We start from the raw sequence: 14,218 nt of genomic DNA on the forward strand, positions 1-14,218 counted from the left end.
TACTGTTATGCTCAATACAATCATGTTTTTTTTGCCGAGCTTAGGGGGTGGTGGGGCAGAACGTACCGTGATTCAATTGGCCAATAACTTGGTCCGGCTGGGACGTAAAGTGGATGTGGTGGTCTGTGACATCAGCGGGGTAAAAGGTAAACTCCTGCCCGAGGTTGATCCGCAGATTCAATTGATTGATTTAAGCTGTGGCCGTGTTGCCAATGCCATTTTCCCACTGAAAAAACTGTTACAGGCGGTGGAGTATGATGTGCTGGTGGCGACCCAGACCCATACGAATATTATTGCTGCCCTGGCCAGACGTTTAGCCAAAAGTCAGGTCCGGTTGATTTTGCGCGAGGTTTCCACGCCTTCAAAAAATTTGAAATTGCAGGGCATGGCAAAGTGGCTGCTGAAAACCCTGGTCAAAATGACCTATCCAGCTGCCAGTCAGGTGGTCTGTGTGTCCAATGGCGTACTGGATGATTTTCGTGAATATTATGATTATTCCAAGAACAATTTAGTCACCATTTATAACCCGGTGATTGACGAGACCTATGCTGAAAAACTGCAAGTGCCCGTTCAGCATCGTTTCTTCCAGCCAGAACATAAAGTCATTCTGGCAGTCGGGCGTTTAACCGAAGCGAAAAATTTCGGCTTCCTGATTCGTTCTTTTCATGCCTTGTATCAACAGCACCCGGAAACCCGCTTGATTATTCTGGGTGAGGGTGAATTGCGTGCCGAATTTGAATCCCTTATCCAGCAACTGGGTCTGGCTGGGGTGGTCGATCTGCTCGGCTTTGATCCCAATCCCTATGCCTATTTTAAATATGCCGAGCTGTTTGTGTTGAGTTCAAACTGGGAAGGCTTGCCCGGGGTACTGATTCAGGCTTTGGCCTCGAAAATTAAAGTGGTGAGTACCAATTGCCCGAGCGGTCCAAAGGAAATTTTGGCGGATGCTAAATTTGGCTTACTGGTGGAATGTAATGATCAGGCGGGTATGACTGCGGCAATGCAGCAGGCGATTTTTGGTCAATATGTCACTTATGATGAAACTGAATTTACCCAGCATTGCCAGCAATTTTATCAAGCTAATGTATTAAATCGCTATTTAGAGATGATGGAGTCTGTATCATGAGTAAAGAATTAATGGTACATGTCATTACTAATTTTGCAGGTGCTGGCGGTGTGGAAATGATGCTGGCACGCTTAATTAAGCAAACACAGCATGATTATGATCATGTCATTATATCCTTAATGAAAACCTCTGAAATATATAAGGATACTTTGGCACTCTGTTCATCATATTACGAGCTTGACTGGAACTGGCTGAATAGCGTTATTGTGATCTGGAGATTGAAAAAACTGCTGAAAAAACTAAAGCCTAAAACAGTTCAATGCTGGATGTATGGTGCTAATTTTATGACTTCCTTTAGCCAGCTAAATGAAAAAAAACGGCCTGATATTTTTTGGGGCATTCATCACTCTTTAAATGCCTTGAGTGAGGAATCTATTGCTACTCGAATAGGATTAGTTTTTAATAAACTTTTATCTAGGCAACCGACAGGAATTATTTATTGCGCTAATTCTTCATTAATTCAGCATCAAAAAATCGGCCTTCATAATCCTAATGTATATTTTATTCCTAATGGTGTGCCTCTTAAAAATTTTAATCTCAATGTAGACCTTCATGAGCCGGTTGTTATTGGATTTGCAGGGCGTTACCATCCAGCTAAGGGATATCCTTATTTATTTGAAGTTATTTCTAAGCTGAAAGGCTATCCCGTAATTTTTAAAATTGCAGGAAGTGGGGTTAATATCAAAAATCCAGAAATCAAAGCATATTTTGATAAGTACCTATTAGATACGAATAAAGTAAAACTACTGGATCAAATTTCAGATATGCCAGCTTTTTATCAATCTATTGACCTTTTTCTAATGACTTCTATTACTGAGGGTTTCCCTAATGTGTTGGTTGAAGCCTTAGCTTCGGGTTTGCCTTGTATAAGTACAGATGTAGGCGATGCTAAATATATTATTCAGGATGTAGGTAATATAGTTCGCCCACGTGATCCAGATGCGCTTGTAAATTCTATTTTACAATATCTAACATTGGATACTGAAGAAAAAAAAAGGTTGAAACAAGCTGCCCGTTGCCGGGCTGAAAAAGAATTTGGAATAGTAAAGGTTAGCCAACAGTATATAAAAGTTTGGCAATCAGTAAAAAAATGAATTTTTAATGTTATCTGAGGTAATTACTAGTGTTTGATTATTAGAAAAATGTTCAAGGAATGTCTATATATTTACTAAAATTTTAAAATAATGTAATCAAAAGTAAAAGTATAATATTTTTAATTTTATAACAAATAATTGATTTTAATAAACCCGAATCCTGTTTAAGCCATTGATCCCATAATTTGAATTTTTGGCTTATTTTGATGGGTAAGTTGATATGCGCATAACGATGCATAGATTCCACTGAGAAATCCAGAAATACTACGTGATTTGCTTGTAACCAGATTATATTGACCTTTCAATAAGCTGAATAAGGTTTCTATTTTATTGCGCTGTTTCAAGTGATATCCATCAGATTCAGAAAGCTGTTGGTAACAGGGTAAGCTTTTAAATAAATGTCTTTTATCCTGTTTCAACCATGAGAAGAATGCTTTGAAATTAGTGAAATAAGAACATTTATACCAAACAGCGATAAAGATGATTTCTGAAATAGTTAATTGTGCAGCTCGGATTCTTGAGTAGCGACAGCTTTGCTTGAGGAATTTCCAATAAGTTGCTTCAAATTTAATAAAGAAATCATCAATTACACAGAATAATTGGGTACTATTAAACATCAGGACTAGAGTTGTGAGTTTTGTGTGGTAACTTAACTGATGGCTCTAGTCCGCTTATTTTTCAAGTCAATTTCTTATCCGAGATTCGGGTTAATAAAAATTAAAATAAATAGAATTGTAAGCAAATAGTAAAATAATGTAACTAAGATGAATTTTTAGCTTTATATATATTCTTGATAAAGTTTAATGATAATTAATATATATATTCTAGTGAATATTGCAGGAATTCTGATATATTATGCGCTGATTTTATAATCTCTTAATTACATAATATATTACATAGGCTTAAGTGGATGTTACAGCTTTCTAAACTGAAAATAGGAATTATTGGACTAGGTTATGTGGGTTTACCTTTAGCTGTAGAGTTTGGAAAACAGGTTTCTGTTGTTGGTTTTGATATTCATCAAAAGCGTATTGATGAATTAAAAAGCGGTCAAGACCATACCTTAGAGGTCTCGCCTGAAGAATTAAAACAATCTGCTCATTTAACCTATACTGCAAATCTAGAAGATCTAAAAGACTGCAACTTCTTTATTGTGACGGTACCAACCCCGATTGATGAATATAAGCAGCCAGACCTGACACCATTGGTCAAAGCCTCGCAAAGTATTGGTAAAGTGCTAAAAGACGGCGACATTGTTGTTTATGAGTCAACGGTTTATCCGGGAGCCACTGAAGAGACCTGTATTCCGGTTCTGGAACAGGTATCAGGCCTGAAGTTCAATCAGGACTTCTTTGCTGGTTATAGTCCGGAACGAATTAACCCGGGTGACAAATTGCACCGCGTAACCAATATCTTAAAAATTACCTCAGGTTCTACCCCTGAAGTCGCTGATTTTGTCGATCAGGTCTATAACCTGATTATTGAAGCCGGAACGCATAAAGCCACCAGCATTAAAGTGGCTGAAGCGGCAAAGGTGATTGAAAATACCCAGCGGGATGTCAATATTGCGCTGATTAACGAGCTGGCCTTGATCTTCAATAAAATGGGGATTGATACCGAAGCGGTGCTTGAGGCTGCGGGAACGAAATGGAACTTCCTGCCGTTCCGTCCAGGTCTGGTCGGCGGACACTGTATCGGGGTGGATCCGTATTATCTCACCCATAAAGCGCAAGCGATTGGTTATCACCCTGAAATTATTTTGGCCGGGCGCCGTCTGAATGATGGCATGGGCGCTTATGTAGTGACTCAGCTGGTAAAAGGCATGCTGAAAAAGCGCATTCAGGTGGAAGATGCAAAGGTGCTGATTCTGGGTTTAAGTTTTAAAGAAAACTGCCCCGATATCCGTAACACCCGCATTATTGATATCGTCAATGAATTGAAAGAATATCACGTGAATGTGGATGTTTATGATCCATGGGTAGATTGTGCCGAAGCCGAGCATGAATATGGGATTCAGCCTGTTTCGACATTAACAGACCACAGCTATGACGCCATTATTCTGGCGGTGGCACATCATCAGTTTAAAGAGATGGGCGTAGAGAAAATTCGTGCCTTGGGCAAAGCAGAACATGTTTTATATGATTTGAAATATGTACTTGCACAGTCTGAATCTGATCTTCGTTTATAATTGATAAGGATATTATAAAGATGAGCCAATATCAGACAGTATGCGAGCAATTAAAGCAGAGCCCTAAAATCTGGCTAGTGACGGGGGGTGCCGGTTTTATTGGCTCCAATTTGTTAGAAACACTGTTAAAACTTGATCAAACTGTTGTTGGTCTGGATAACTTCGCTACCGGTCATCAACATAATCTGGATGCGGTGCAACAGGCGGTATCCCCTGAGCAATGGGCGAAATTCAGCTTTATTGAAGGTGATATTCGTAAATTCGAAGACTGCCAAAAGGCCTGTGCCGGTGTGGATTATGTCTTGCATCAGGCAGCATTGGGTTCCGTGCCACGTTCAATTGCCGACCCGATCACCACCAATGAAACTAATATCAGTGGTTTTTTAAATATGCTGACGGCTGCACGTGATGCACAAGTTTCAAGCTTTACCTATGCCGCAAGTAGCTCAACCTATGGTGATCATCCTGCATTGCCAAAAGTGGAAGAAAACATCGGTAACCCGTTGTCGCCGTATGCAGTGACTAAATACGTGAATGAACTGTATGCCGATGTCTTTGCACGTAGTTACGGTTTTAAAGCGATTGGTTTACGCTACTTTAATGTCTTTGGCCAGCGTCAGGATCCGAACGGGGCTTATGCGGCGGTGATTCCGAAATGGACCGCAGCCATGATTGCTGGTGATGATGTTTTTATTAATGGCGATGGCGAAACCAGCCGGGATTTCTGCTTTATCGATAACACGGTTCAAGCCAACATTCTGGCAGCAACCACGGCCGATGATGCTGCAAAAAACCAGGTTTATAATGTGGCGGTGGGTGACCGTACCACCTTGAATGATTTATATCGTGCGATTCAGGCTGCATTGGCTGAAAATGGCGTGAACTATACGAAAGATGCCGTATACCGTGACTTCCGTGCCGGAGATGTACGTCACTCCCAAGCCAGCATTGCCAAAATTGAGAAAGCCCTGGATTATGCACCTGAGTTTCGAATTGATGCCGGTATTCAGCTGGCCATGCAGTGGTATGTTCAAAACCTGAAATGATTTTATGTTTACTCTAATTAATAAAGCCAAGTGGCTGTTAAGTGGGAATATACTATTTGCATTTTCTCAATGGCTCACTTTAATTTTGTTTGCAAAATTAACCTCTAGTCAGGCTCTGGGGCAATATGCTTTTGCTCTATCAATAACAGCCCCAATTTTTATGCTGACTAATTTACAGTTACGACCATTGTTAATTACTGATTATCACGGGGGAAAAAAGTACGATTTTGAGGATTTTTTTTCATTACGTTTTTATAGTAATTTTGTTGCATTTTTAATAGTATTTATTTGGGGCTCTGTAAGTAATCCAGAAGCATTAATTATTATAATGGTTGTGGCTTCAATAAAATTTTTAGAAAGTATATCTGATATATTGTATGCATATTACAATGCAGATAATAAGACGAAATTAATAACAAAATCATTAACTATAAAAGCAATAGCTTCATTAACTTTTGTAACTTTAGCCTTGTTAATGAGTAAATCTGTAGGAATTGGAGTTTTTTCGATTTTTCTTACTTATCTTTTAGTTCTGTTTACTATAGATTTAAGAATATTAAAACCATCATTAGATTGGTTTAAATTTAATTATGAAAAAATTAAAGAATTAGCATTATATGCTTTACCTTTAGGTATTGCTGTAATGTTAGTATCATTGCAAACGAATATGCCAAGATATTTTATTGAAAAATATCAGTCTATAGAAGATGTGGGGATCTTCACCGTATTCTATTATTTTATTGTAATTGGTGGTATTTTTATTAATTCTGTATGCCAATATTTAAGCCCTTATTATTCATCCTTTTGGCATCAAGGTGATGTGAAGAATTTTTGGCTATATGTAAAATACTCTTGGCTTATTTCTTTTATATTTTCTTTTTTAAGTTTTATTTTTGTTTGCTTTTTTGGTGAATATATTATTTCACTAATTTATGGTGAAAATTTTATTAAACATTTATATGTTTTGAAATTATTAATGTTTTCCAGTTTATTTGTTTATTTGTCAGTTGTAAATGGTTATATTTTAACAAGCTTAAATGTATTGAAAGTACAAGTTCCGATGTTTTTATTTCTGATTTTAATTAGTATTATGTTTTCTTATTGCCTTATACCAAATTATGGTTTACGTGGTGCGGCATGGGTGTGTTGTATTTCAGCTTTAGCTCAATTTTCTATTAGTTTATTAGTATTAATTTATAAGATTCGAGGTTCTCATGTCAAAGCCTAAAAAAATCATACATGTTTTGGGGGCTATGAATATTGGAGGTATTGAATCATGGCTAATGAATATTTTACGCACTTCTGATAGAAATTTATATGAGCATGATTTTTTAGTACATAAAGCAGAAAAAGCATATTTTGATGAAGAGATTAAATCATTAGGGAGTCACAAGTATGTTTGTGATTTATCAAAAAATTTATTTATTTATTTATTTTATTTATTTTTCTTTCTAAAAAAAATAAAACCTGATGTTGTCCATAGTCATGTACATGATTTTAGTGGTCTGGTTTTAATGATTGCATGGCTCGTAGGTGTAAAAACTCGTATTTCTCATAGTCATAGTGATACACGTTTAAATGAAGCAAAAGCTGGATTTAGTAGAAAGCTGTATTTAAAAATGATGAAAAAATTAATAAGTATATTTTCAACATCTTGTCTAGCAGTAAGTGATGAGGCTGCATGTGCTTTATATGGAGAAAATTGGAAAAATAAGCCTAAATGTAAAGTAATTTATTGTGGTATAAATTATGAAAAATTCAAAAATGTAGATAGAACTATTGATTACCGAAGAGACTTAGAAATTCCTTTAAATGCAAAGATTATAGGTCATGTAGGAAGATTGGAAAAACCCAAAAACCATGCATTTCTATTAAAAATTTTATATGAGCTTAGAAAGTCACATCCAGAATATTATTTAGTTATGGTAGGGGATGGTACATTAAGACAAGATTTAGAAGCCCAAGTGGATATTTTAGGTATTAGTCCATATGTAAGATTTTTAGGGAATCGCTCTGATATTCCAGAAATTATGGTTAATTTATTTGATATTTTTGTTTTTCCATCGCTTTGGGAAGGTTTACCTTTGACTTTAGTAGAGGCCCAATTTGCTAATTTGAAATGTTTGGTATCTAATCAAGTGACAAATGAATGTAATTTAGGTTCTATAGAATATTTATCTCTTGAAAATATAAGCACTTGGATTAATAAACTCGAAAGTTGTGAAAAAAACCTAATTAACTATGTAAATTATGAAAATAGTAAATTTAATTTAAAAATTTCACAACAACTTATAATAAAAGAATACGAGGTGAATTTTTGATTGCCTATAATTTATTTATTTTTATTTTATGTGCTATTCCAGTTTTTTTATCTATAATATCTTTGATTAAAGTTGGAATTAAGCCTTTTAGCTTATTTAATATTGTTTTTTTTATAATATTTGTTGTCCCTATATTACTTGATATGTCTAATGGAATACCTCAGTATTCATTATTTCCTATTTTTTATGAGGTGTCATCTAATTCTGGAACTAATATTCTTTATAGTTTTTTTTTGATATTTGGTAGTTGGTATTTTTGGATTTTTCGTGGGAAAGAAACAATAGATTTAGGGCGAACTGCTTTAGGTAAAAATTTTGACATTTTTTTAATAATAATAACAATTCTTCCAAATTTATATTTTTTATTATTTTTTGAAAATAAACAAAAATATTATGATTATGGGGGTGCTGCTGTTAGGAATTTTAATGAATTAGAAGCTTTTCAGCACTCAATAATGTCGAGCTTAACGATCTTAAGTGTAATAATTTGTGGATATTTAATTTCTAAATATTTTAAAAAATCAATTGTTATGATTGTTTTTTTATTAGCAATAACATTTTTAGATTTTTGGCTAAATGGGAAAAGAGCTATTGTAATATTCTTTATTGCTTCTTATTCTTTATTTATATTTCTTAAATATAAAAATTTGAAGTCTATTTTATCTATCTTATGTTTATGTTTTTGTTTTGGAATATATACGAACTGGTATCAGAGTAACGTAAGGGAATTTGATGCTACGGTATCGTTTAATGAAAAGTATGAAAATTTAAGAGTTGATTATTTTCGTGATCAAAGAGTTAAGATGGCTATATATGCTGAGATTTACCCAGAGCGTGTTAAAATTTTAGCATATAGGGGGCAAAGTTTTTTAATGCTAATGACTTTTTATATTCCACGAGATATATGGCCAGAAAAACCACTCACTTATGCTCAATATTTTACTTCTGCTATGTATAATATGGAACCAACAGCATTTGGTTGGGGTATGACAACAACTTTTTTTGATGAATCAATAGCAAACTTAAGTTGGTTTGGTTTAATTTTTCCATTTATTTTTTTTAGTTTATTTATAAATGAAGCAAAAAAAACTGGAAGTAAATTTTTTATTATATATTCGACAATATTGATATTAATAATGATGACTGTTCAGGTTTTGGCATTTATTATTTTGTTTTTATTGTGGTTTTTTTGGTTTATAAAGTTGAAATTTTTGAAGAAATCTATGTAGTAAGGTCTGATTTTTTAATTCTTGTTAGAATGGTTTTTAGAAATATTGTTTCAATTCTTTATTTAGAATTTTTATTGTTTATTGAAATATTGGTAAGAAGTTTTTTGATGTTTTTGTTTTTTTCAGGTATATGTTAATATTAAATCATGATTTTAGGTTGTGTTTATTTTTGAAAAATCTTAATTTTATGAGTATTTGACGGAATTTAGGTTGTTCATAATATAGTGCGATTAAATTTTAGGAGTTAAATTGATTTGGATGTTTTGGTTTGCATCCTAATATTAAGGTTGAATATTTATGTGCTTAAACTGTCTGTATGTACATGATCATGTTTTTAAAAAAAATAATTTTGGTTATTTTAGTGAAGGAAAGATGACTGATGAAATTTTCAAAGATTATACATCAGAGAATGATAATATAATTGTCCTTTCTCGAATGGCTAATTTGGATAACTCTTTATCATTAAAATATAATAAAATATCATTGAATAATGTTTGTTTTGAACCGGTTTTGGGACAATCATTTCCAAAAATATTTCTTAAATATTTTTTTATAAATTTTTTTAGAACTATCAGCTTATTAAGAAAAAGTGATTATATTGTAGTTAGATTGCCTAGTTTTTTGGGTGTATTTGTTTTGTTTTTAAATATCTTTTTTAAGAAAAAATATTTTGTTGAGTTGGTTGGTGATGCAGAAGATGCCTTGATTTTTAGAAAAAGTATAAAGAATTATTTATATTTATTAATGGTCAGTTTTTTTGTTTTTTTAAATAAGATATTTGTGAAAAATGCATCAGGAATTATTTATGTTACAAAAAATAATTTGCAAAATAAATACCCATCTAAAGCTGAAATTAATAAGGGTATTTCCGATGTTATTTTAAATATTGAAAATATTAAAAATGATTTAGATTTTTATAAAAAGAAAAATATTAATGGTTTTAAAATTGGTTTAATAGGTTCATTTAATAATGAGTATAAAGGGATAGATTGCGCTATACACGCTATCCATAAATTAAAAGAATTAGGTTTTACTGTAAATCTACATATTTTAGGCACAGGTCGTTTACAGGATAACTATGCAGACCTAGCTGCTCAATTGGGTGTAAGTGATTCTATTTTCTTTGATGGGTCATTAGCAGGTGGTAAAGCTGTCTTTGATTGGTTAGATAAACTAGATATTTATATTCAACCAAGTAAAACAGAGGGATTACCTAGAGCTTTATTAGAGGCAATGAGTCGAGGTTTACCAATTGTTGCATCTAATGTAGGAGGTATACCCGAATTAATTAACCAGAATTGGTTAATTGCACCGAATGATTCAAAAGATTTAGCTAAAAAAATACAAATATTCATGAACTCTCAGGATGTAAGATTTCAAGCGGGTAATGAAAACTACAAAGTTGCTTGCGAATATGATTTTGATATTCTTTCCTTGCAACGAAAAGAGTTTTGGGATAATGCTCGTAAAATGGTACAAGGTCAGTTATGAAGTTTTTAATGATTTGTAGCTATCTTCCTTCAGCTTTGAACTTTAGAGGAAAACTGTTGGAAGCTATTCATGTCAAAGGCTATGAAATCCACATTATCGCCCCTGATTTGACTTCTTTCTCTGCTGAGCATAAAAAACTGTTAGAACTTGGTTATTTCGTACATGAAGTTTGCATGCAGCGTACAGGGACCAACCCGGTAGCAGACTTAAAAACCTTAGGGAGCATGTATACGCTTATAAAAAAAATCAAACCTGATTATGTCCTATCTTATACGATCAAACCGGTGATCTATGGAACACTCGCCACATGGCTGGCAAAAGTACCGCATCGTTATGCCTTAATTACCGGTTTAGGTTATGCATTTCAAAATGTAGAAACTCAGACTAAGCGCAGCGTTTTTCAGAAACTGGTTCATGGTTTATACCAGCAGGCATTATCGCGCAGTCATAAGGCATTTTTTCAAAACCCGGATGACTTAAAACTTTTTCAGGATTTAAAGCTTTTAAATGCTCAAACACCTACAGTGGTAGTGAATGGTTCCGGAGTCAATGTTGCTGACTTCAATGTATTGCCTTTACCTGTAATGGCTGATCAAAAAATCAAAATATCCTTTTTACTGATTGCGCGTTTACTGGTAGATAAAGGTGTCCGTGAATATGCCGAAGCAGCAAAAATTATTAAACATAAATATCCGCATGTAGAATTTAATCTGGTGGGCTGGATTGATGAAAATCCTTCGGCCATTCGCCAGCAAGAATTGGATCAATGGGTGGCTAGTAACACATTAAACTACTGGGGGAAACTATCCGATGTTCGTCCTGCAATTTCAGAAAGTTCGGTTTATGTGTTGCCGTCGTATCGTGAAGGCACTCCGCGTACAGTTTTAGAGGCCATGGCAATGGGCCGGGCAATTATTACCACGGATGCCCCAGGTTGTCGTGAAACTGTTACCGATGGCGATAACGGATTTCTAGTTGAAGTAAAATCCGTAGAAAGTTTAGTAAAAGCAATGGAGAAACTCATTCTTCAACCAGAGCTTATCGCTAAAATGGGAAGTCGCTCCCGAGAAATCGCACTTCATAAATACGATGTACATCAGGTAAACAAACATATGATGCAAGAAATGGGTTTGATCTAAATGCTAAAACGCCTTCTCGATATTCTCATCGCTTCCATTGCCCTGATCCTGCTTTCACCACTTTATGCCTTTGTTGCTTACAAAGTGAAAAAAAATCTGGGCTCTCCGGTCTTGTTTCGTCAGGTGCGTCCCGGTTTACATGGCAAGCCCTTTGAAATGATCAAGTTCCGCACCATGAAAGATGCTGTGGACGAGCAGGGTAACCCATTGCCGGACAGTGAACGTCTAACGCCTTTTGGTCAAATGTTGCGTTCTACCAGTCTGGATGAAATGCCGGAACTGTGGAACGTGATTAAAGGCGATATGAGTATTGTCGGTCCACGCCCACTGTTGATGGAATACCTGCCGCTTTACAGCCCTGAACAGGCCAAACGCCATGATGTAAGACCGGGCATGACGGGTCACGCGCAGGTCAATGGCCGCAATGCCATTGGCTGGGAAGAAAAATTCAAGCTGGATACCTGGTACGTCGAAAAACAGTCGATTTGGCTCGACTTCAAAATCATGTTTAAAACGGTACATAAAGTTTTAGCAAAAGATGATATCAGTGCCGAGGGTGAAGCGACTATGACACGTTTTACTGGCTCACAACACAAGGACGAAACATAATGAAAGCTTTATATATTGGTGTTTACGGTGCAAGTGGTTTTGGTAAAGAAGTTATGCCATTGGTTCGCCAGCAATTTCCAACCCTCGCCAAAGATAACTTTGTTTTTATCGATGATGGCCAAGCTGGCAATAGTTTAAATGGCTATGCTGTTCTAAGTTATCAGGATTTTCTCGCTACACCAATTACCCATAAGGCTGTAACCATTGCTATCGCAAACAGCCAAGTTCGTGAAAAATTGGTCAACCGTATAACTGAAGACCAAATTCAGCATTTAGACGTTCATGCAAGTAATACAGTTATTCTAGATGAAGTAGATATTGGTGAAGGTAGCTTACTTTGTCCTTTCACCTGTCTAACATCCAATATTAAAATTGGAAAATTCTTTCACGCCAATATTTACAGTTATGTAGCTCATGACTGTGTTATCGGCGATTATGTCACCTTTGCACCGGGCGTGAAATGTAATGGCAATATCCATATTGAAGACCATGCCTATATTGGGACAGGTGCTGTGATCAAACAGGGGACACCGGACAAGCCTTTAGTGATTGGTAAAGGTGCGGTAGTGGGTATGGGAGCTGTGGTCACCAAAAGTGTACCACCCGGCGTGACGGTAGTCGGCAATCCGGCACGGATCTTAGAGAAAAAATAAGTTTTTAAATTTTAAAAATTCAGGAAACATCATGTTAAACACTGCATTTGAACCATGGCCAAGCTTTACCCAAGAAGAAGCTGATGCTGTCTCCCAAGTCTTATTGTCCAATAAAGTGAATTACTGGACCGGTCAGGAATGTCGTGAGTTTGAAAAAGAGTTTGCGCAGTTTGCCGGCACTCAACATGCTGTAGCACTTGCTAATGGTACGGTAGCGTTAGATGTGGCACTGAAAGCTCTAGACATTGGTGCAGGGGATGATGTCATTGTGACTTCACGTACTTTCCTGGCATCAGCAAGTTCAATTGTCACAGCTGGTGCAAATCCAATATTTGCCGATGTTGAACTCGACTCACAAAATATTTCACGTCGTACCATTGAAGCAGTTTTAACCCCAAATACCAAAGCGATTATCTGTGTACATCTGGCAGGTTGGATGTGCGACATGGACCCAATTATGCAATTGGCCGAAGAAAAAGGTTTATATGTAATTGAAGACTGTGCCCAAGCCCATGGTGCAATGTACAAAGGTAAATCAGCAGGTTCGATTGGCCATATTGGCGCATGGTCTTTCTGTCAGGACAAGATTATGACCACAGGTGGGGAAGGCGGCATGGTCACCACCAATGACGAAATACTATGGAAAAAAATGTGGTCTTATAAAGATCATGGTAAAAATTTCGATAGTATTTACAACAAACAGCATCCACCAGGATTCCGCTGGTTACATGATTCATTTGGTACCAACTGGCGCATGATGGAAATGCAAGCGGTGATTGGACGCATCCAGCTGAAAAAAATGCCGGAATGGACTGCAAAACGCCTTGCCAATATGGAAAAAATTTATGCGGCATTTGCAGACAGCCCATATTTTATTGTTCATCGTCCAGCCGACGACTATGTACATGCTGCTTATAAATGTTATGTGCAGGTCAATATTGATGCCTTACCAGAAGGTTGGTCACGTGACCGGATCATGCAGGAAATCAATGCTCAGAATGTGCCTTGTTTTAGTGGTTCCTGTTCAGAAGTCTACTTAGAACATGCTTTTGATGGTACACCGTGGCGTCCGATAGAAAGACTCGAAAATGCAAAAACATTAGGTGAAACGAGCTTGATGTTTTTAGTTCATCCGACTTTAAGTCAAGAAAGCATGAATAAGACTGTAGCGGGCATTCAGCAAGTGATTAAGCAAATTTAAACATTTTATAAAATGATAAGGAGAGTAAAATCATATACTCTCCATATCATGTAAAATGTTCACTAAATGCTTGGGAATCTAGAAATAATAAAAGATTATCTAAGTAAGCTACATAATAGAA

At 35.7% G+C, this 14,218-nt stretch carries 13 protein-coding genes; 12 read left to right on the top strand and 1 reads right to left on the bottom strand.

Annotation, left to right across the window (positions count from 1 at the left end):
* Positions 1-7 precede the first annotated feature (7 nt).
* Positions 8-1,126: a glycosyltransferase gene (locus tag B4C48_RS10900; protein WP_291356371.1), complete on the top strand. Its 1,119-nt coding sequence runs from the start codon at positions 8-10 to the stop codon at positions 1,124-1,126.
* Positions 1,123-2,220, top strand: coding sequence for a glycosyltransferase (locus B4C48_RS10905; RefSeq protein WP_291356373.1), 1,098 nt, complete (start codon positions 1,123-1,125; stop codon positions 2,218-2,220). Before B4C48_RS10900 ends, B4C48_RS10905 begins: the two co-directional genes overlap by 4 nt.
* A 164-nt stretch (positions 2,221-2,384) precedes the next feature.
* On the opposite strand, the gene B4C48_RS10910 is transcribed toward B4C48_RS10905, so the two are convergent.
* Positions 2,385-2,837 (bottom strand): hypothetical protein, encoded by a 453-nt coding sequence (locus tag B4C48_RS10910; RefSeq protein WP_291356395.1) that lies wholly within the window; start codon positions 2,835-2,837, stop codon positions 2,385-2,387.
* 293 nt (positions 2,838-3,130) lie between these two features.
* Between B4C48_RS10910 and tviB the strand changes: the two genes are divergently transcribed.
* From tviB to B4C48_RS10960, 10 genes are all read left to right on the top strand, one after another.
* Entirely contained in the window at positions 3,131-4,408 is a 1,278-nt protein-coding gene (tviB, locus tag B4C48_RS10915) for a Vi polysaccharide biosynthesis UDP-N-acetylglucosamine C-6 dehydrogenase TviB (RefSeq protein ID WP_291356397.1), read from the top strand.
* Between the two features lie 20 nt (positions 4,409-4,428).
* A complete protein-coding gene (locus B4C48_RS10920; protein ID WP_291356399.1) occupies positions 4,429-5,454 on the top strand; it encodes an NAD-dependent epimerase/dehydratase family protein in 1,026 nt (341 codons plus the stop codon).
* A 4-nt stretch (positions 5,455-5,458) separates the two neighbouring features.
* Positions 5,459-6,682 (top strand): oligosaccharide flippase family protein, encoded by a 1,224-nt coding sequence (locus tag B4C48_RS10925; protein ID WP_291356401.1) that lies wholly within the window; start codon positions 5,459-5,461, stop codon positions 6,680-6,682.
* Complete coding sequence (locus B4C48_RS10930) at positions 6,669-7,775, top strand: glycosyltransferase (RefSeq protein WP_291356403.1); 1,107 nt, start codon at positions 6,669-6,671, stop codon at positions 7,773-7,775. Before B4C48_RS10925 ends, B4C48_RS10930 begins: the two co-directional genes overlap by 14 nt.
* Positions 7,772-9,004 carry an O-antigen polymerase gene (locus tag B4C48_RS10935; RefSeq protein ID WP_291356405.1) on the top strand — a complete coding sequence of 411 codons (1,233 nt, stop codon included), beginning with the start codon at positions 7,772-7,774 and terminating at the stop codon, positions 9,002-9,004. The genes B4C48_RS10930 and B4C48_RS10935 overlap by 4 nt, the downstream gene beginning before the upstream one ends.
* A 372-nt stretch (positions 9,005-9,376) precedes the next feature.
* A complete protein-coding gene (locus B4C48_RS10940; protein WP_291356407.1) occupies positions 9,377-10,495 on the top strand; it encodes a glycosyltransferase in 1,119 nt (372 codons plus the stop codon).
* The gene (locus tag B4C48_RS10945; protein WP_291356409.1) at positions 10,492-11,634 is read left to right on the top strand and encodes a glycosyltransferase family 4 protein; all 1,143 of its coding nucleotides are present in this window, start codon (positions 10,492-10,494) and stop codon (positions 11,632-11,634) included. Before B4C48_RS10940 ends, B4C48_RS10945 begins: the two co-directional genes overlap by 4 nt.
* On the top strand, positions 11,635-12,243 hold the full coding sequence (locus B4C48_RS10950; RefSeq protein WP_291356411.1) for a sugar transferase: 609 nt from the start codon (positions 11,635-11,637) through the stop codon (positions 12,241-12,243). It abuts the gene before it with no gap.
* Positions 12,243-12,896 carry an acetyltransferase gene (locus B4C48_RS10955; protein WP_291356413.1) on the top strand — a complete coding sequence of 218 codons (654 nt, stop codon included), beginning with the start codon at positions 12,243-12,245 and terminating at the stop codon, positions 12,894-12,896. Before B4C48_RS10950 ends, B4C48_RS10955 begins: the two co-directional genes overlap by 1 nt.
* A 31-nt stretch (positions 12,897-12,927) precedes the next feature.
* Positions 12,928-14,097 carry a DegT/DnrJ/EryC1/StrS family aminotransferase gene (locus tag B4C48_RS10960; protein ID WP_291356415.1) on the top strand — a complete coding sequence of 390 codons (1,170 nt, stop codon included), beginning with the start codon at positions 12,928-12,930 and terminating at the stop codon, positions 14,095-14,097.
* Positions 14,098-14,218: the final 121 nt, after the last annotated feature.

This window comes from Acinetobacter sp. UBA3106 (assembly GCA_002365595.1).
Classification (GTDB): Bacteria; Pseudomonadota; Gammaproteobacteria; order Pseudomonadales; family Moraxellaceae; genus Acinetobacter.

Excerpts from the sequence above, each read along its gene's own strand:
- B4C48_RS10900 (WP_291356371.1), top strand. The coding sequence starts at position 8 with ATGCTCAATACAATCATGTTTTTTTTGCCGAGCTTAGGGGGTGGTGGG.
- tviB (WP_291356397.1), top strand. The coding sequence starts at position 3,131 with ATGTTACAGCTTTCTAAACTGAAAATAGGAATTATTGGACTAGGTTAT.
- B4C48_RS10910 (WP_291356395.1), bottom strand. The coding sequence starts at position 2,837 with ATGTTTAATAGTACCCAATTATTCTGTGTAATTGATGATTTCTTTATT.
- B4C48_RS10925 (WP_291356401.1), top strand. The coding sequence starts at position 5,459 with ATGTTTACTCTAATTAATAAAGCCAAGTGGCTGTTAAGTGGGAATATA.
- B4C48_RS10960 (WP_291356415.1), top strand. The coding sequence starts at position 12,928 with ATGTTAAACACTGCATTTGAACCATGGCCAAGCTTTACCCAAGAAGAA.
- B4C48_RS10945 (WP_291356409.1), top strand. The coding sequence starts at position 10,492 with ATGAAGTTTTTAATGATTTGTAGCTATCTTCCTTCAGCTTTGAACTTT.
- B4C48_RS10930 (WP_291356403.1), top strand. The coding sequence starts at position 6,669 with ATGTCAAAGCCTAAAAAAATCATACATGTTTTGGGGGCTATGAATATT.
- B4C48_RS10950 (WP_291356411.1), top strand. The coding sequence starts at position 11,635 with ATGCTAAAACGCCTTCTCGATATTCTCATCGCTTCCATTGCCCTGATC.
- B4C48_RS10920 (WP_291356399.1), top strand. The coding sequence starts at position 4,429 with ATGAGCCAATATCAGACAGTATGCGAGCAATTAAAGCAGAGCCCTAAA.
- B4C48_RS10955 (WP_291356413.1), top strand. The coding sequence starts at position 12,243 with ATGAAAGCTTTATATATTGGTGTTTACGGTGCAAGTGGTTTTGGTAAA.
- B4C48_RS10940 (WP_291356407.1), top strand. The coding sequence starts at position 9,377 with ATGACTGATGAAATTTTCAAAGATTATACATCAGAGAATGATAATATA.
- B4C48_RS10905 (WP_291356373.1), top strand. The coding sequence starts at position 1,123 with ATGAGTAAAGAATTAATGGTACATGTCATTACTAATTTTGCAGGTGCT.